Here is an 18,317-nt window from a genome sequence, read left to right as displayed (position 1 = left end):
TTAGAATTTCCAGATGGCATAAAATTGCCAGTAATTAAAGTCTTCTTTAAAGTTAATCACATAACGAGCACCAACGCTTGGGCCAATTCTAGCAAAACCAGCTGTGGCTTCCAATAACAATCCGGTTCTAAAATTATTAAAGGAATTATTGGACTTGTTTGAAGACTCGCTTATAAAACTATATGGACCATAATCGATACCATTAATTATCTCTGCACGTTCTATTGTGGTTTCATTAGTCGTCTTTTCACTAAGCGTAAAAGCACCTTGTAAACCAGCACCTAAACCAATAAAATTATTTACGTTATATCTTGCTAAAACAGGAATTTCCCAATCTACATTATTATAAGTGTCTAGAATTGTAGTTCGTTCTCTTCCAATAAAAGTAGGTTCGTCTATTTCACGTACGGTTACTGTTTTAGTACCATCATAACTATGAAAACTATTTAGCAACTCTACTTGCCAATACCATTTGTAGGACTTGTAAGGAGATAGTGTTGCTCCTAAAAAGTAACTTTTAGAATTATCTAGATTTGCATACGAATTGTAACCGACTTTTGCTCCTATAGAAATACCAGGAAGAAATCGTGTTGTAGAATAATTGGTAATTATAGGATCGTTTTTATCGAAAATGATAGCGGTTCTACTTTTGGTTTTTTGCTTGTGAAAGTCTTCACTAAACTTTAAACTGTATTTTACAAAACCTTTGGTCGAATCATATTCTTTTACATTTTTTTGTTCGCTTCCAGGAAGGTAGATGTTTTTAAAAGTAAATATGGCTTGTGTTTTTGTAAAGGTAGTATCTAAGCAACTGTATGCTACTTCGCGTTTCGGACAAATTTCACACTTGGGATACATGTCTTCTACACGAATAGAAGTTTTGTCAAACATATCTGGAATGTCTGTTTCTAAACGAATTGTACTTGCAGGACCTTCACCATTATTTTGAAATTTTATTTTAAATTTTGGACGTTTATGTCTAACCAATCTGTAGTTTAAAAATGTAGCAGAGGTGGACATTTTGTTAGGATCATGAGAGGTTACAATCTCCATTTCCATTTCTTTTACATTGTGGTTGTCAAAATTATCATCTGGAATATACACACCACGAACAGAGATGATTGCGCTGGTATCTTTAAGCATTTCTGGTGTTGTTTTTAAAGTGTAAAAGACATTGCGTTCTTCGTTTGGTTTCATATTGTCAAACTCTAAAACACTTGCGTTTTTATAATAAGCTTTGGATTCCTCTAAGGTTAACGGTAAGTTTTGTTTTTCGGTAGAGTCTTGAAACTTTACACGTAGCTTGGCTATGTTGTCTTCAATAGAAGCAACAACACTTTCTTGGTCGTCATAGTCATAGGTGTAAACAAAGTCGGATGCATGACTTGCTCTTTCCTTATGGTATGTTCTGGTATCTGTTAATTCAAAATTATTGGCTTTGTATTTTTGTTCGTTATAAAACAAATGCAGTTTACCGTTAGTCGCATAATCTTTTGTGTTTTTATAACTCATGATTACCACAATTTCTTCTTCAGGCATTGGTTCTGTATTGCGTTGTAAATCTAAATTACTTGTCATGCTTGCGACTTCGGTATAACTATCTGGATTAGCATCTTTAGACATGCTTATTTTTTTAGGTCTGGAAGTTGGTGGTTTTCCGGTATCGTAATTGTTGGTCGACCAGAGTTTTACTTCGTATTCTCCAGCTTTTTTGTAGGTATGTTTCGGATTGGCTTCTTTGCTGTATTCACCATCACCAAATTCCCAGTAATGGCTATAAAATGCTTTTGGTGCTCCTGCAATTTGATTGAGTTCTGGAGCGTTAGGAGTGAAGTCTACGTCATTTCCATTAGTATTATACTCAATAATTGCTACTCTTCTTAGCGTATCTATTTGCTTTGTTTCTTGAGAAAACGAATGCCAAGAGAAAATAAGGCAATATAATAATGTAGTAAATTTCATATAAGTTAGATTAAAGCATTTAAGGATACAAAATAGGATAATTTATAATCAAGACCAATATAGTTTAAATCATATTACCATTTGCTTATGGTTTTATAAAGAGATGGTTTCAGTCTATTAAAGGTTTTATTGGTAGTATGAAAGGTTTTTTTTTATTTGTTAGAAACCACAAAAAGAGCAGAAAATAAATTTCCTGCTCTTTTTAAAAGGATTACATCTTGTTTATGGTAGCGCATTTATTAATGCCGTTAAACCAGCTTCTGTTCCTGTGTTTGTGTCTTCTAAAGTAAAAGTAATTACATGGTTTGCAATGATGGTAACAGGTTTTATTGCGTATCTCCAAACACCATTATCTTCGGTAACAAAAATAACGTGACATTCTAAACCAATTGGTATTGTCCGTAATGTTCACTAAAAATACTCGTAGCATCATCATAAGTATCTAGATAGGCTAATGCAGGAGCTTCACCATCATACGATAAATAAACAGCACTATTTAAGTTTGTATAACCAGCAGGAGGTTGTACTTGAATTGGTGTTTTTGGTCTAGTGTCGCTGTAAAAACGATCTACATTTGTCCAACCAAAATCTAGAAAAGCATAATACGAATTCGCTTCAACAAACACTTCTCCTTCTCCTACGGCAGGTAGTAATTCTTCCCAAGTTAAATTATCTTCATTGTCTATTTGCCCCTCCCATAAAGTCATTGCTGTATCTGGACCTCCAGTTAAACTAGCAGGAATAACCATTTGTATATCGCAATTTGTAGCTAATTGGTTTCCGTTTTGTGTAGCTTCGATAAAAAACTCACCACCAGAAATTAATAAAGCTTTATCGCCATTTGGTAATTTTCCCATGGTAGGTTTGTTGGTGGCTAACATGTTTCCTTTTTCAAACAGTTCTACAAATTCTATATCTACTTGTCCTGTTATTTCGTTTCCGTTTAAGGTTAAGCAATCCCCATTAATGTTTATTTGTACTCCAGCTTCTGATGTTAGTGTTATGTTTCCATCATCTGAGTTAAACTGAAAAGTTTGTGTTACATTTTCTAAAGCTTGATCTTTTAATGCTGAAAATGCTTCCGCATCTGGTACGTATTGTATTGTGCTAGAAGTACCATCGTCATCCGGATTACAACTTGTAAATAATATAGTTGCGAAAATTAAGCTTCCAAAGACTTGCTTTAATGTGTTGTTTACCACATTTCTGATTTTTAATTGTTGATTTAAATTCTTCATAATTAGTAAGTTTAACGGTTATATATTTATATAAACTGGGTACTCCTTTTGTTACCCAGTTTTTGGATTTGTTTTATTATTTCGGGCTACTAGCAATTATTCTGTAGTTAATGATGTCTCCTTTTGCTACTAATTGAATCATTCTTTTCGCTGTAAATTCTGTTGAAGCAAATCCTTGTGCTTTTGCGGTTTCGCTATTTACTTCCCAGTAATACAGTCTAGATTCCTTTTTATTTAGTTCACTAGCAAGCATATAATAGCTGTTTATTTGTCTTTCTAAAACAACTTCTGCTTGACCAACAATATTTGCCATTCGTTTTGCATCAAATAAGCTTAATGCTGTTCCCGAAAATTCGCCACTTGTTGTTTTTACTGTCCAATCATATACTTGTATTAAATCGTCTTTTGTAATTTCTACACTAGTTGTTGTAGTGTTAAGGTTCTTGTTACTTGTTGTAGCATTTAGGTTTAATAATCCGAATACTACTGTTGCGATAATTAAAATTGATTTTCTCATAATTTCTAAATGTTTATTATTTTATAATTTGTTTTTTTCTCGTTTGCCATATTGGCTTTTACAACCTTATATCAAAAGCATTTAAAAATTGTTACCCTTTTTTTGTAAAGTTTTTTTAAATTCGTTGGCAACCAACCGAAAACAAAAGGTTTATGAGTGAAAAGAAAATACACGAAGACCAAAAATATATAGAAGGATTACTTCAAAACAACTCCTTTATTATACAAGCTATCTATGATACCTTTGTGCCCAAGGTTGTTAATTACATAAAACAGAATAGTGGAGATGCAGATCAAGCACAAGATGTTATTCAAGAAACATTAATCACAATATATAATCAGGCTAGTCAAAAAAAACTACAGTTAACCTGTCCTTTCGATGCTTACTTTTTTCTACTATGTAAACGTAAATGGTTAAATGAATTAAAAAAGAAAACCAATAAAGAGGTAACAATTAATGAAGAAGTACTATCTAAAGATGACGACTCGCAAGAATTAGCTTTCGAAACCTCTTTATTTGGTGAAAAACAAGAATTGTTTAATACCATGTTTCAAAAGTTAGGGAATGCATGTAAAGATTTATTAAAAGCAACTTTTAAAATAAAGTCTATGGAAGAAGTTGCCAAAAGTTTAGGCGTAACTTATGCGTATGCTAGAAAAAAGAAGTCTTTATGTATTGGTAAATTGACCAAGATGGTTCAAGAGTCGCCCCAATTTAACCAACTTAATTATTAGAAAGATGAAAGAAGAAGATTATATATTATTTGAAGCCTATTTAGCTGAAGAGTTATCAGTTGAGGAAAAAACAGCTTTTGAAAATCGATTAGAAACAGATGCCGCTTTTAATGCAAGCTTCAACACTTATAAAGAACTATCTGGATATTTAGAGCATACTATTAAAAACGAAGCGGAAACAAATGCCTTCAAATCAAACTTAAAGTCTATTTCTAATCAGCATTTCAATAAGACGAAAGGAGCTTCCGAAGGAAATAAAAAATCGACAACATTTAGTCTGTTAAAATATGCTATTGCAGCATGTGTTGTTTTACTATTTGGTATTGTTACATTTAATAAAATGAACCAGCCTGCTTATAGTGATTATAACGAGCATGGCATTATGGATCTAACCGTTAGAGGCGGAAACATTGGTTTATTAATTAAAACAACAAAAGCTTTTAATAATAAGGAATATGAAAAAGCTTCGGGTTATTTAGAAACCTTATTAGAAGAAGATCCAGAAAACAAAGAATATCAATTGTATTATGCGGTAACGAATATTGAGTTGGATAAGTTTGAAATCTCAGAACCAATATTACAAGATATGGCAAAAGGAGATTCGGCATATAAAAACAGAGCTATTTGGTATTTAGGACTAAGTAATTTTAAGCAAGACAAAGAAGAAGAAGCTATAAAATGGTTAAAACAAGTTCCGGAAGGAGCAGATTATTATCGTCAAGCACAAGAGCTTTTAAATAAATTAGAATAATAAGGGAAAGCGATACGGTTTTAAATTAGCTATTTTTGCAAAATGATAATTACAGATACACATACACATTTATATAGTGAAGCCTTTGATGATGATAGAAACGAAACCATACAACGTGCTATCGACGCCAATGTTACTCGTTTTTTTATTCCTGCAATAGATTCTACGTATACAGAGTCTATGTTGCAATTGGAAGCAGATTTTCCAGAAAACGTTTACTTGATGATGGGTTTACATCCAACACATGTAAAAGAGAATTATAAAGAAGAACTGGCGCATGTAGAAGAGATGCTAGCTAAAAGAAAATTTGTAGCTATTGGCGAAATTGGTATTGATCTTTATTGGGATAAAAGCACTTTAGGTATACAACAAGATGCTTTTAGACATCAAATTAAATTAGCAAAAAAATATAAGCTTCCTATAGTTATTCATTGTAGAGATGCTTTTGATGAAATTTTTGAAATTTTAGAAGAAGAAAAAGACGATACCCTTTTTGGGATTTTTCATTGCTTCACAGGTACTTTAGAACAGGCACAGCAAGCAATTTCGTATAATATGAAGCTTGGTATTGGAGGTGTAGTGACTTTTAAAAACGGAAAAATAGATCAGTTTATAAATCAAATAGATATAAAACATATTGTTTTAGAAACCGATTCGCCATATTTAGCACCAAAACCATATCGAGGAAAGCGTAACGAAAGTAGTTATATTGTAAAGGTATTAGAAAAACTAGCGGAAGTTTACGAAGTTACTGAAGAAGACGTTGCTGCCATTACTACAGAAAATTCAAAAGAAATTTTTAGTCTATAATAATATGCCTAATAAAAAGCCAAACATTCTGTTAGTATATACAGGAGGAACTATAGGAATGATTAAAGATTCTAAAACGGGAGCTTTAAGGGCTTTCGATTTTAAAAATCTATCTGATAAAATTCCGGAACTTAATTTATTAGACTGTACTATTGAGGCAATTTCCTTTAGTGAGCCCATAGATTCTAGTAATATGAATCCAGAATATTGGTCGCAAATAGCGACTATTATTCAAGATAATTATAATCAGTTTGATGGATTTGTGGTTTTGCATGGTAGTGATACTATGAGTTATACTGCATCTGCTTTAAGTTTTATGTTAGAAAATTTAAGCAAACCAGTAATATTTACAGGATCGCAATTACCAATAGGGGATTTGCGTACAGATGCAAAAGAGAACTTAATAACCTCTATACAAATAGCTTCTTTACAAAAAAACAAAAAGCCCGTAATTCAAGAAGTGGGTCTATATTTTGAATACAAATTATATAGAGCCAATAGAACCACTAAAATAAATGCAGAACATTTTGAAGCTTTTGCATCCTTAAATTATCCAGATTTAGTAGAATCTGGAGTCCATTTAAAAGTCTATGAGGAGTATTTGTTAAAACCTAAAAAAGCGAGTAAGTTAAAAGTCTTTAAAAATTTTAATGAAGATATTGCATTGATAAAACTATTTCCAGGAATCTCAAAAGCACTTTTAGAATCCATTTTTGCTACTCCAAATTTAAAAGGAATTATTTTAGAAACGTACGGCGCAGGAAATTGTACAACCGAAAAATGGTTTACAGATTTGCTAGAAAATGTGATACAAAAAGGGATACATATTATTAATGTAACACAGTGTTCTGGCGGAAGTGTTGCCATGGGACAGTATGAAACAAGTGAAAAACTTAAAAAAATAGGCGTAATTTCGGGAAAAGACATAACAACAGAAGCTGCTATTTGTAAATTAATGTATTTATTAGGGCAAAAAATAATGGCTAAAACGTTCAAAATCACATTCGAAACTCCTTTGCGAGGAGAAATGGGTTAAAATTAACCTTCAAAATTTTACCAACTAAACTTTTTTTTGTTATTTGCTCTACTGTAATTAATGATTAAAAAACTATAGAGAGGTGGCCGAGTGGCTTAAGGCGCACGCTTGGAAAGCGTGTATATGTTAATAGCGTATCGAGGGTTCGAATCCCTTCCTCTCTGCAAAAGATTTTTATAAACAAACTAAAAATTCTTTTGTTGTTTATATAATAGGAAGAATTAATAATAATTTTTTTCCTTATGTATAAGCCGTATTTTTATTTTTTAATTGCATTTTTTTTATATCTTTAACACTTTAACTAATAAAATTAAGATCAAGAACCAATGAAAAGATTATTTTCAATTCTAGCCATAGTATGTTTTATGGCTTTCGGAACAGCAAATGCAACAACTAACGCAAGTACTATTGCAACTACAGTTGTTACAACTCAAGATGATGCAGCAGATGCAGCAACAGTTGAATCAGAAGGATTTCACCAAGAACTTAAAAGACGATTTATCGAAGGTGGACCAGGATTCATGGGAATCGTATTATTATGTTTAATTCTTGGATTAGCAATTGCTATCGAAAGAATTATCTTTTTAAACTTATCAAGTACTAATACAAAGAAATTAACACAAAACGTTGAAGACGCATTACAATCTGGTGGTTTAGAAGCTGCTAAAGAAGTATGTAGAAACACAAAAGGACCTGTTGCATCTATATTCTATCAAGGATTAGATAGAGCAGACGGAGACTTAGAAGCTGCTGAAAAAGCTGTTGTAGCTTACGGTGGTGTTCAAATGGGTCAATTAGAGAAAAACGTATCTTGGATTTCTTTATTTATTGCATTAGCACCAATGTTAGGGTTCATGGGAACTGTAATTGGTATGATTCAAGCGTTCGATAGAATTGAAGCTGCTGGAGATATGCAACCTTCTCTTGTTGCAGGTGGTATTAAAGTAGCACTTTTAACAACAGTATTTGGACTTGTAGTAGCAATTATTTTACAGATCTTTTATAATTATATCATTGCAAAGATTGACAGTATCGTTAACGACATGGAAGATTCTTCTATCAACTTAATGGATATGTTATCAAGATATAAGAAGTAATAGTAACAATTCTAATTTTAAAAAATATTATGAATTCACAAAAAATAATTACCATAATAGCAGGAGTAATTGGCGTTATTGCCATGTTCTTCCTAATTAGAATTATTGGAGTAGGTGATGAAGCTATTAAAGCTGGCGAGTCTAGCGGGATAGTAAACACCTTTATGTATATTGCTTATGCTATATTAGCTCTAATACTAGTTCTAGTGGTGCTATTTACATTGAAAAATATATTTTCTAACGCTGCAACATTAAAGAGTACTTTAATGGCTGTAGGAGCGTTTTTAGTAGTAGCTTTAATTTGTTATTTTCTAGCAACAGGAGTAGAAACAGAAATGAAAGAAGGTGAAATGCTTTCTGCTGGCGATTCTAAATTAATAGGAGCTGGATTATACATGTTTTATGCACTTGCTATTATAGCAATAGGATCTATGTTATTCTCTGGAATTAAAAAAATGATTAAATAAAATAAGATGGCAAAAAGAGCAGCACCAGAAGTAAATGCAGGATCGATGGCTGATATCGCTTTCTTGCTTCTCATTTTCTTCTTAGTAACAACAACTATTGAAACAGATTCTGGTTTAAACAGAAAACTGCCTCCAATGGAAGAGTCGGAAGATGACGTTATTATTAAAGAAAAAAACATTTTCCAATTAGAAGTAAATAGAAGCAATCAATTGTTTTTAAAAACCGGAGGAGAAGAAAAGATTATTGAAATTAAAGATTTGCGTAAAGCTGCAGTTTCTTTTTTAGATAATGGAGGAGGAGCAGGAGATAATGCTTGCCAATACTGTCAAGGAGAAAAGAACCCTAGATCATCTGATAATTTTCAAAAGGCTATTATTTCTTTACAGAATGATAGAGCAACGCACTATGATACATATATAGCAGTACAGAATGAAATTATTGCTGCTTATAACGAGTTAAGAGATAGAGAATTTAAAAAAGCAAATCCAAGTTTAGATTTAAGCTTTGTGGAAGCTAGTAATGCATATTCCGATGCTAGAACGGCTCCAGCAACAAAAGCAAAACTAAAGGTGAAATTGCAAGAAATTAAAGATAGAGTACCTCAAATATTCTCTGAAGCGGAACCAAAAAAGTCTAATTAGAAAAAAACTTAAATATGTCTAAATTTAAAAAGAAAAAAGGAGGCGAAATGCCAGCAGTGAATACTGCATCCTTACCAGATATTGTATTTATGTTATTATTCTTTTTCATGGTAGCTACTGTAATGAGACAAAACACTTTAATGATTGAGAATAAATTACCTCAAGCAGATCAAGTTGAAAAACTAGATAAAAAGAGTTTAGTAATGTATATTTATGCTGGTAAACCAAGTACAAATTACAAAAGTCAATACGGTAGTGAGGCTAGAATACAGTTAAACGATAAGTTTGCTGATGTTAAGGATATTGCCGCTTTTATAGCTTCTGAAAGAGCTTCTAAAAGAGAAGAAGAAGTACCTTTTCTTACTACTGCTTTAAAAGTAGATAGTAAAGCAAACATGGGACTTGTAACAGATATCAAACAAGAATTGCGTAAGGTAAATGCATTAAAAATTAATTATACAACTAGAAAAGGGGATGCCTTAGAAGGTTTAAAGAAATAATTATAAATCTTAATTTTATTAAAAGGCGTTTTGAGAAATCATAACGCCTTTTTTTATATAACAAATGAAAAATATTCTTTTAATTTTACTGTGCTTATTTAGCATTACAAGCTCTTTTTCGCAAGAAGAAAAGGCTGAAGAACAAGTAGTAGATTCTTTGTATAAAGAAGATCAATTTTATATTGGGGTTACCTATAATTTATTGGTTAAAAGACCTAAAGGAGTTTCACAAAGTGGTTTTTCTAGCGGATTTCACTTGGGTTATATAAAAGACATGCCAATAAATGTAAAACGTAATTTGGCCATTGGTGTAGGTTTAGGGATTTCTAGTAATTCTTTTAACCAGAATATGTTAATTGTTAAAGATAGCAATGGCGATTATAACTATTCGGTTATAAACGATAGCGAAACGTCTTATACCAAAAACAAATTTACTACATATATGATAGAAGCTCCTATTGAGTTTAGATGGAGAACTTCTACACCAACAGAGTATAAATTTTGGAGGATATACACAGGTTTTAAATTTGGCTATGTGATTGCAAATTCTTCAAAGTTTGTTGGAGATAGTACCATTAAATATAACAACATTTCAGATTTTAATAAAATGCAATATGGTTTTACTATAAGTGCAGGCTATAACACTTGGAATATTCATTTCTACTATGCGTTAAACACACTGTTTAATAAAGAAGCACAATTTGATAATTCAAGCCTAGATATGCATGCTATTAAAATTGGTTTAATGCTATATCTTCTCTAAGTTAACCAGTAATTTAATAATGTAAATTGCGGTAAGAAACCAATACAAAAACCAGCAATTAACTCCACATTATTATGTGCCTTTAAATGCAATCTTGAGGTTGCTATCGCTCCCGTAATTATAGCCATAAGCGCTAATGTTCCATTTATGTTTATACCAAAATGTAAGCTTAATGCGATATAAAACATAAACACTCCAGAAATAGCTATCATGTGTATGCTTGCTTTAAATTTTAATATAGCAAGAATGAAGCAAGTAATATTAGATAGCAATATACCTATGAAAAAATAGTAAAGCTCTATAATCTCACTAGGAGGAAAAATACGCTTTACAATTAAGTAAATAATAATACAATTAACGCCTAAAGGTAAAATACGCTCTTTTGCAGTTTTTAAATAGATACTATGTGTTTTACCTAATGTTTTTAGTAAATAATAAATAAGGATTGGTAATATTACCGTCAATATGGTGATAGAAATAAGCTTTGCTTGTATTATTTCTATTGGAATAAATCTTGGTGATTTTGAAAAGTAAAAAATCACACCAAGTAATGGCATGATTAAAGGGTGGAAAATAAACGATATACTTTTTAAGATGTGATGCATTAAATCTTCTTACGTAAACGAGCCACAGGAATATCTAACTGCTCTCTATATTTAGCAACGGTACGTCTAGCAATTGGATAGCCTTTTTCTTTTAATATTTTTGCTAAAGCTTCGTCTGTTAACGGCTTTTTCTTGCTTTCTTCTTCAATGACTGTTTCTAGTATTTTTTTAATTTCTCTAGTAGAAACTTCTTCTCCTTTATCATTAGTCATCGACTCGCTAAAGAACTCTTTAATTAACTTAGTACCATAAGGCGTGTCTACATATTTGCTATTTGCAACACGGGAAACGGTAGAAACATCCATTTCAATTTCGTCTGCAATATCTTTTAAAATCATTGGTTTTAGATTACGCTCATCTCCAGTTAAAAAGTATTTTTCTTGATAATGCATAATCGAACTCATGGTAACAAAAAGCGTTTGTTGTCTTTGTTTAATGGCTTCAATAAACCATTTAGCTGCATCTAGTTTTTGTTTGATAAACATAACAGCATCTTTTTGCGACTTGCTTTTTTTCTTGGTGTCTTTATACCCTTTAAGCATGTTATTATACTCTCTAGATACATGAAGTTCTGGTGCGTTTCTTCCGTTTAAGGTAAGTTCTAGTTCTCCATTTACAATCTTTATAGCGAAGTCTGGAACTACGTGTTCTACTCTTCGGTTGTTTCCTGCATAACTTCCTCCTGGTTTAGGGTTTAAGCGTTCTACCTCGCGTATAGCGTCTTTAAGTTGTATTTCGCTTATGTCAAATTTTTGTAAGAGTTTTTTGTAATGCTTTTTTGTAAACTGCTCAAAAGCTTTATCAATAATATTAGTTGCTAGTGCTACATCTGGATGCTGTTCTTTTCTATGTAATTGTATAGATAAACACTCTTGTAAATTTCTAGCACCAACTCCTGCGGGATCTAATTGATGTACAATTTTTAGTACCTTTTCTATGTTTTCTTCGGTAGTAAAAACGTTTTGCGTAAACGCTAAATCGTCCATAATATCAGGCAATTCTCTACGTATATATCCGCTTTCGTCTACACTACCAACCAAAAATTCTGCTATATCGCGTTCTTCGTCGCTTAGTCTATAAGTGTTTAATTGGTTTATTAAATGTTGGGTAAATGAAGTTCCTGCAGCATAAGGCATCGTTTTTTCTTCATCATCTGCACTATAATTATTGACTTGTGTTCTGTATTCTGGTACTTCATCATCGCTTAAATACTCATCGATATTAATATCTCCAGCATCAATAGTTTCGTTATCATCATACTCATCTTTGGTGTTATCCAGGTCATCATCATACTCACTATCGTTTTCTTCTTTGCCACCTTCTAATGCTGGGTTTTCTTCCAGTTCTTGCTTTAAACGTTGTTCAAATGCTTGTGTTGGCAACTGTATCAATTTCATTAATTGAATTTGTTGTGGCGACAATTTTTGAGATAATTTGAACTGTAAATATTGTTTAAGCATTGTTGAATTTTGATTTAAGCTAAAAATAAAAAAAACAATCTAGATTATAACTAATCTAGATTGTTTTAATTAAAATATTTTTAAGACGTGCAGTTATTCCGTGGCTTTGTTATCCTTGAAATATTTATAAAGAATACTAACAGCAAGAAAACTCCAAATTAGTCGGTATACCCAAATATTTAATTCCATACCAAATATAGAAGAGTGCTTTACATTACTGAAAAAACTATAAACTACGTTTGCTATAGCTAATATTCCTATTATTAATGATAATTTTCCTTTCATATTTATTTGGTTTCTTATTTACTAGGTTCGTAATAAAGTAAAGTGCTTTGTCGTTACGACTAAAGTGGAGAAATCTTTTTTGTATTTTATATAAGAGATTTCTCGGCAAGCTCGAAATGACAAAACAAATATTTTAAAACTCTGCGTTTTGTGGTGTTCTTGGATAAGGTATTACGTCGCGAATGTTTGTCATTCCTGTTGCAAACATTACTAAACGTTCAAAACCTAAACCAAAACCAGAGTGTACAGCAGTACCATATTTACGTAAATCTAAATACCACCAAAGCTCTTCTTCTGGCATATCTAGTGCAGCCATTTTTTCTTTTAAAACTTCTAAACGTTCTTCACGTTGTGCACCACCAACTATTTCTCCAATTCCTGGAAAAAGAATATCCATAGCACGAACCGTTTTACCATCTTCATTTAAACGCATGTAAAATGCTTTAATATTTGCTGGATAATCAAATAAAATCACCGGACATTTAAAATGCTTTTCTACTAAGAAACGTTCGTGTTCACTTTGTAAATCTGCTCCCCATTCTTCAATAATATAATTGAATTTTTTCTTTTTGTTTGGCTTCGAGTTTCTTAAAATATCGATAGCTTCGGTATAACTAACACGTTTGAAGTTATTATCTACAACGAATTTTAATTTTTCAATTAAACTCATTTCACTTCTTTCGGCTTGTGGTTTCGTTTTTTCTTCGTCTAATAAACGAGTTTCTAAGAATTCTAAATCTTCACGATTGTTTTCTAAAATATAGTTTATAACCGATTTCATAAAGTCTTCCGCTAAATCCATATTTCCAGCCAAATCCATAAAAGCAACCTCTGGTTCAATCATCCAAAATTCAGATAAATGACGCGAAGTATTCGAGTTTTCTGCTCTAAATGTTGGTCCGAAAGTATATACTTTACCAAGAGACATGGCATATGTTTCTGCTTCTAATTGTCCCGAAACGGTTAAGTTGGTTTCGCTTCCAAAGAAATCTTCTTTAAAATCTACTTTACCTTCCTCTGTTAATGGAGGGTTTTTAGCATCTAAATTAGTTACTCTAAACATTTCACCAGCTCCTTCGGCATCACTTCCTGTTATAATAGGTGTGTGCATGTAGTAAAAACCGTTTTCATTAAAGTATTTATGTACCGCAAAAGATAAGCTAGAACGTAAACGCATGATGGCACTAAATGTGCTAGTACGTGTACGTAAATGTGCGTTCTCGCGTAAGAATTCGAAAGAGTGCTTTTTTGGTTGAATCGGGTAGGTTTCCGGATCAGAATCCCCAAGTATTTCAATGCTTTTTACCGCAATTTCTACTTTTTGACCTTTACCTTGGCTTTCTACTAATTCCCCTTTTATATGTACTGCAGCTCCTGTTGTTATGCGCTTAAGCGTGTCTTCGTCTGTGTTTTCAAAATCCACAACACATTGTATATTGTTAATGGTAGAACCGTCATTTAAGGCAATAAAACGTTTCGCACGAAAAGTTCTTACCCAACCGTTTATTTCTATTTCTTGACCAAATTGGTCTTTAGCTAATAATTGTGAAACTGTGTTAGTGTTCATTGTATTTTAATTTTTGTCATCTATGCCAAGGCTTCGATGTATATGGATGCAAATATAATTTATTGTTGTATTTATTCTTTGGAAAGATCTAAATTTTCATCTTCATCATTTTCTTCTGGAATAATATTTATCGCTGGTTCTCTTAAGACTTCTTTGTTTGCTATACTTCTTTCTAACGAAAGTAATAAAGATGGTAAAAGTAATAGGTTAGAAAGCATGGCGAATAATAGCGTTGCAGAAACTAAAGCTCCTAATGCTACGGTACCACCAAAACTAGAGAATGTAAATACTAGAAAGCCGAAAAATAATACGATAGAGGTATAGAACATACTTACTCCAGTTTCTCGTAATGCTGCATAAACCGATTTTTTAATTTTCCAGTGGTTGGCAATTAATTCTTGTCTGTATTTTGCTAAAAAGTGAATGGTATCATCTACAGAAATACCAAATGCAATACTAAATACCAATATGGTAGATGGTTTTATAGGCACTCCTAAATACCCCATTAATCCAGCAGTTATTAGTAATGGTAGTAGATTCGGAATTAAGGAAACAACAATCATTCGAAACGATCGAAACATATATGCCATAAATAAGGCTATTAATAAAATAGCAAGTGATAATGAAATGGCTAAATTTTTAACTAAATACTTTGTTCCTTTTTGAAAAACCAAAGCTTTACCGGTCATGGTAATATCAAAGTTTTCAGCAGGAAAAACCTTATCTATTTTAGTTTGTAGGTTTTCTTCAATACGTTCCATTTTGTCTGTACCAATATCTTTCATAAAGGTGGTGATACGTGCATATTGCCCGGTACTATCAACAAAGTTTTTCAGCAAGTCTACATCTGAAGAGGAGTTTTTTGCATAAGACATGATAAAACTATTTTCTTGACTTGTTGGCAATTGATAGTATTTCGGATTACCATTATAGTATGCTTGTTTAGAATATTTCACTAAACTTACCACAGAAATGGGTTTAGAAAGTTCTGGTGTTTCTAGAATTACTTCTTCTAGCTGATCCATTCGTTTTAAGGTGGAAAGTTTCATAACCCCTTTTTTACGTTTGGTGTCTACTAGGATTTCTAAAGGCATAATACCATTAAACTCTTCTTCAAAGAAACGAATATCTTGAAAGAATCCAGATTTTTTAGACATGTCTTCAATTAGACTACCAGAAATTTTAATCTGAAAAATACCAATGATACTTAATGTTAATAGTACAACGGATGTGATGTAAATGGTAATTCGTTTTTGTTTTACCATGCGCTCTACCCAATCCACAAAACCACCAATCCATTTTTTATTTAGGTGTTCTAAATGTCTGTCTTTTGGATACGGAAGAAAGGTATATATAATAGGAATGATCAATAAGCATAACATGAAAATGGCTAAAATGCTTAAAGATGCAACAATACCAAATTCTTTTAAAAGCTGACTTTCGGTTAAAATAAATGTAGCAAAACCAGAAGCAGTGGTAACATTGGTCATTAATGTAGCATTACCAACTTTGGTAATTACACGTTGTAAAGACCTTACTTTGTTACCATGTAACTTTACTTCTCTTTGGTATTTGTTAATTAAGAAAATACAGTTAGGTATTCCAATTACAATAATTAATGGCGGAATTAACGCGGTTAAAACCGTGATTTCATATTTAAGTAAACCAATAATACCAAAGGTCCACATTACACCAAAGCAAACTACAATTAGCGAAATGAAAGTTGCTCTAAACGATCTAAAAAACAAAAAGAAAATTAATGATGTAACAAGAAGGGCTAGTCCAATAAAAGTACCAATTTCGTCTACAATATTTTGTGCATTTAGAGTTCTAATATAAGGCATTCCAGATACCCTAACATCTAGATTGGTTTCCTTTTCAAAAGCAGCAATTTTTGGTATTAGGTTATCAAAAACAAAATCTTTTCTTGCAGCAGTATTTACAATTTCCTTGTTCATGTAAATTGCTGTACGAACTGTTTTTGTGTTTTTATTGAATAGAAAGTTATCGTAAAAAGGATATTTCTCAAACAGTTCTTCTTGCAGAAGATCTATTTGTTCTATAGAAGTGATAGAGTCTTTTATAAAAGGTTCTAGCGCAAATTTTTCGTTTTTGGTATCTTTAATAAGCTTTTGAAGATCGCTAATAGATACAACAGTTTCTATTTCGTCAATGTTTTTAAAGCTTTGAGAAAGTTTGTTCCAAGCGTTTAATTTTTCGACAGTAAAAAGGGTAGTATCTTTTACTCCTAAAACAATAAGATTTCCTTCTTCACCAAAATATCAAGAAAGTTATTATACTTTATGTTTACTTCGTGATCATCTGGTAATAAATTAGCTTCGGTATACGTAAAACGCATGTATTTCCATTGCGTAGCAAGTAATCCTGTAGCTAGTAATATACCAAGAATAATGGCAATCTTATTACGTAGTATTAGTCTTGCAACAACATCCCAAAAACTTTTTGTAAATAGTTTGAACATAGTATGATTAAAAAAAACAATTTAATTACTAGTAATAGCTTTAAATTTTAGCGAGATTAGGTAGTTAAATTGGAGTGCAAAGGTAGGAAAAAGCTAGGTATAACAAAGTCTTAAATTGTTATAAAGTAACGTTAAAAGTAAATTTTAATGCCATATTATCTTCTAGCTTAGGTAAATGATATGCACCATATCTATACGTGAAACTTAAACCGAAACCAAAAAGGAGTTTATTGATTTCTAATCCAGATTCTGTAAAACCTTTTTCAAGGGTGTTGAATGTTATTTGTTGATGCCTTTCTGTATTGCCCATATTACCAATGGCAAACCTAGAAATTAATACCAATTCTGGTTTAAATCGTTTACTTATTTTAAACGGACTCAAGTGGTGTTTAAATTGTAATGTTGTAATCCTATCTGAAAAAAACTCGTTAAAAAACATGGTTTCAAAACTAGTCACTCCAGCAACAGAAAATCGTTGCATTACGGTTTCCTTATTTATATTATTTGGATAGGCGTGATATAAATGAGATAATGGCGTTTTTCCGCTTGCCAATCCTGCTGTTACTGTTAATAAGGAAAATGCTTTGTTGCCATATTCTTTTTTAAAGATGGTTCTAAAGTCTAGTTTCGAAAAATTAAGATCTCCTTTAAAAACATCACTAAAACTTTTAGTGTATTGTAATGTGAATTTTGGATAGCCTTCTTTTAATATTTTAAATTTATTATCTACCGTTTCAAAAGAACTAAAAGGACTCCATTGTACTGCTGTTTTAGAAGTGCTTAATCGTATTTGGTTGTATATCGTATTGTTTGCTTCAAAAGTATAATCGTAAGTAGTGTTTATTTTACTAACGGCAAACTCGGTTTCTCCAATTAAACTTGGTGTTAGTTGATGCTCTAAGGAAATCGTTTTTGTAATGTGCTTATAAAACAAATTAATATTTAAAAGTCTTGGTTCAAAAAGCTGAAAAAACCTGCTGTCTGTTAAAAAAGTAGAGCTCCCGGTTTCGCTTAAATCATCCGTGTACGAAAAGTTTAGCCATGTGTTCGTTTTTTGGTTTAATTTAATTCCGGAACCAAAACTATATTTAAAAGCATCATCTCTAAAACCATAAACGACGTAGGTGTTGAATCTTATTTTTTCTGAAAAAGCATTATTTGTTTGTCCGCCAAGTCCGTTTCTAGAGCCTTCATATTGATTGTATTTCACTAAATATCTTAAGTCTATATCAAAATATTTTGTTGGGAAATAACCATTACCTAATTGTTGTAAGAAGACTTTTCTTTTAATAGAGTCTTTTTGTACAATTTTAGTAGAATCTGTTGCATTAGGGGTTTGTGCTTTACTTAAAAAGAAGGATAAACAAAAGACAAGGGTAAAGCAGTATTTTTTCATTAATG

16 protein-coding genes, 1 tRNA gene and 1 pseudogene are annotated in these 18,317 nt (G+C 31.8%); 10 read left to right on the top strand and 8 right to left on the bottom strand.

What is annotated here, in order from left to right:
- The 3 genes from AMD28_RS09260 to AMD28_RS09250 form a co-directional block, all read right to left on the bottom strand.
- Positions 1–1,962, bottom strand: coding sequence for a DUF7849 domain-containing protein (locus AMD28_RS09260; protein WP_055443851.1), 1,962 nt, complete (start codon positions 1,960–1,962; stop codon positions 1–3).
- 380 nt (positions 1,963–2,342) lie between these two features.
- A complete protein-coding gene (locus AMD28_RS09255; protein WP_338035233.1) occupies positions 2,343–3,200 on the bottom strand; it encodes a hypothetical protein in 858 nt (285 codons plus the stop codon).
- A gap of 76 nt (positions 3,201–3,276) precedes the next feature.
- Positions 3,277–3,717: a hypothetical protein gene (locus AMD28_RS09250; RefSeq protein ID WP_055443850.1), complete on the bottom strand. Its 441-nt coding sequence runs from the start codon at positions 3,715–3,717 to the stop codon at positions 3,277–3,279.
- Between the two features lie 152 nt (positions 3,718–3,869).
- Between AMD28_RS09250 and AMD28_RS09245 the strand changes: the two genes are divergently transcribed.
- From AMD28_RS09245 to AMD28_RS09200, 10 genes are all read left to right on the top strand, one after another.
- Entirely contained in the window at positions 3,870–4,451 is a 582-nt protein-coding gene (locus AMD28_RS09245; protein WP_055443849.1) for an RNA polymerase sigma factor, read from the top strand.
- 4 nt (positions 4,452–4,455) lie between these two features.
- Positions 4,456–5,202 carry a tetratricopeptide repeat protein gene (locus tag AMD28_RS09240; protein WP_055443848.1) on the top strand — a complete coding sequence of 249 codons (747 nt, stop codon included), beginning with the start codon at positions 4,456–4,458 and terminating at the stop codon, positions 5,200–5,202.
- 42 nt (positions 5,203–5,244) lie between these two features.
- Positions 5,245–6,012: a TatD family hydrolase gene (locus AMD28_RS09235; protein WP_055443847.1), complete on the top strand. Its 768-nt coding sequence runs from the start codon at positions 5,245–5,247 to the stop codon at positions 6,010–6,012.
- A 4-nt stretch (positions 6,013–6,016) separates the two neighbouring features.
- On the top strand, positions 6,017–7,048 hold the full coding sequence (locus AMD28_RS09230; RefSeq protein WP_055443846.1) for an asparaginase: 1,032 nt from the start codon (positions 6,017–6,019) through the stop codon (positions 7,046–7,048).
- A 76-nt stretch (positions 7,049–7,124) separates the two neighbouring features.
- Positions 7,125–7,212, top strand: a tRNA-Ser gene (locus AMD28_RS09225).
- Positions 7,213–7,374: 162 nt separating this feature from the next.
- Positions 7,375–8,145, top strand: coding sequence for a MotA/TolQ/ExbB proton channel family protein (locus tag AMD28_RS09220; RefSeq protein ID WP_055443845.1), 771 nt, complete (start codon positions 7,375–7,377; stop codon positions 8,143–8,145).
- A 29-nt stretch (positions 8,146–8,174) separates the two neighbouring features.
- Entirely contained in the window at positions 8,175–8,612 is a 438-nt protein-coding gene (locus AMD28_RS09215; RefSeq protein ID WP_055443844.1) for a hypothetical protein, read from the top strand.
- 6 nt (positions 8,613–8,618) lie between these two features.
- Entirely contained in the window at positions 8,619–9,254 is a 636-nt protein-coding gene (locus AMD28_RS09210; RefSeq protein ID WP_055443843.1) for an ExbD/TolR family protein, read from the top strand.
- Positions 9,255–9,268: 14 nt separating this feature from the next.
- Positions 9,269–9,754 carry an ExbD/TolR family protein gene (locus AMD28_RS09205; RefSeq protein WP_055443842.1) on the top strand — a complete coding sequence of 162 codons (486 nt, stop codon included), beginning with the start codon at positions 9,269–9,271 and terminating at the stop codon, positions 9,752–9,754.
- A 64-nt stretch (positions 9,755–9,818) separates the two neighbouring features.
- Entirely contained in the window at positions 9,819–10,517 is a 699-nt protein-coding gene (locus AMD28_RS09200; protein WP_055443841.1) for a porin family protein, read from the top strand.
- Here the strand turns inward: AMD28_RS09200 and AMD28_RS09195 are convergent.
- The 5 genes and pseudogenes from AMD28_RS09195 to AMD28_RS09170 all read right to left on the bottom strand — a co-directional run bounded on the left by AMD28_RS09195 (position 10,514) and on the right by AMD28_RS09170 (position 18,312).
- Complete coding sequence (locus tag AMD28_RS09195; RefSeq protein WP_241492474.1) at positions 10,514–11,074, bottom strand: hypothetical protein; 561 nt, start codon at positions 11,072–11,074, stop codon at positions 10,514–10,516. The two genes, AMD28_RS09200 and AMD28_RS09195, sit on opposite strands and share 4 nt — an antisense overlap.
- A gap of 47 nt (positions 11,075–11,121) precedes the next feature.
- Complete coding sequence (gene rpoN, locus AMD28_RS09190) at positions 11,122–12,582, bottom strand: RNA polymerase factor sigma-54 (protein WP_055443839.1); 1,461 nt, start codon at positions 12,580–12,582, stop codon at positions 11,122–11,124.
- Between the two features lie 418 nt (positions 12,583–13,000).
- Positions 13,001–14,434: an asparagine--tRNA ligase gene (gene asnS, locus AMD28_RS09180; RefSeq protein ID WP_055443837.1), complete on the bottom strand. Its 1,434-nt coding sequence runs from the start codon at positions 14,432–14,434 to the stop codon at positions 13,001–13,003.
- A gap of 71 nt (positions 14,435–14,505) precedes the next feature.
- Positions 14,506–16,916 (bottom strand): annotated as a pseudogene (locus AMD28_RS09175) (efflux RND transporter permease subunit).
- 118 nt (positions 16,917–17,034) lie between these two features.
- On the bottom strand, positions 17,035–18,312 hold the full coding sequence (locus AMD28_RS09170; RefSeq protein WP_055443836.1) for a hypothetical protein: 1,278 nt from the start codon (positions 18,310–18,312) through the stop codon (positions 17,035–17,037).
- Positions 18,313–18,317: the final 5 nt, after the last annotated feature.

The organism is Lacinutrix himadriensis, assembly GCF_001418105.1.
In the GTDB taxonomy this organism is placed as follows: domain Bacteria; phylum Bacteroidota; class Bacteroidia; order Flavobacteriales; family Flavobacteriaceae; genus Oceanihabitans; species Oceanihabitans himadriense.
Note: the sequence above shows the minus strand (reverse complement) of the source record. Positions and strands in the feature narration are given on the sequence as shown.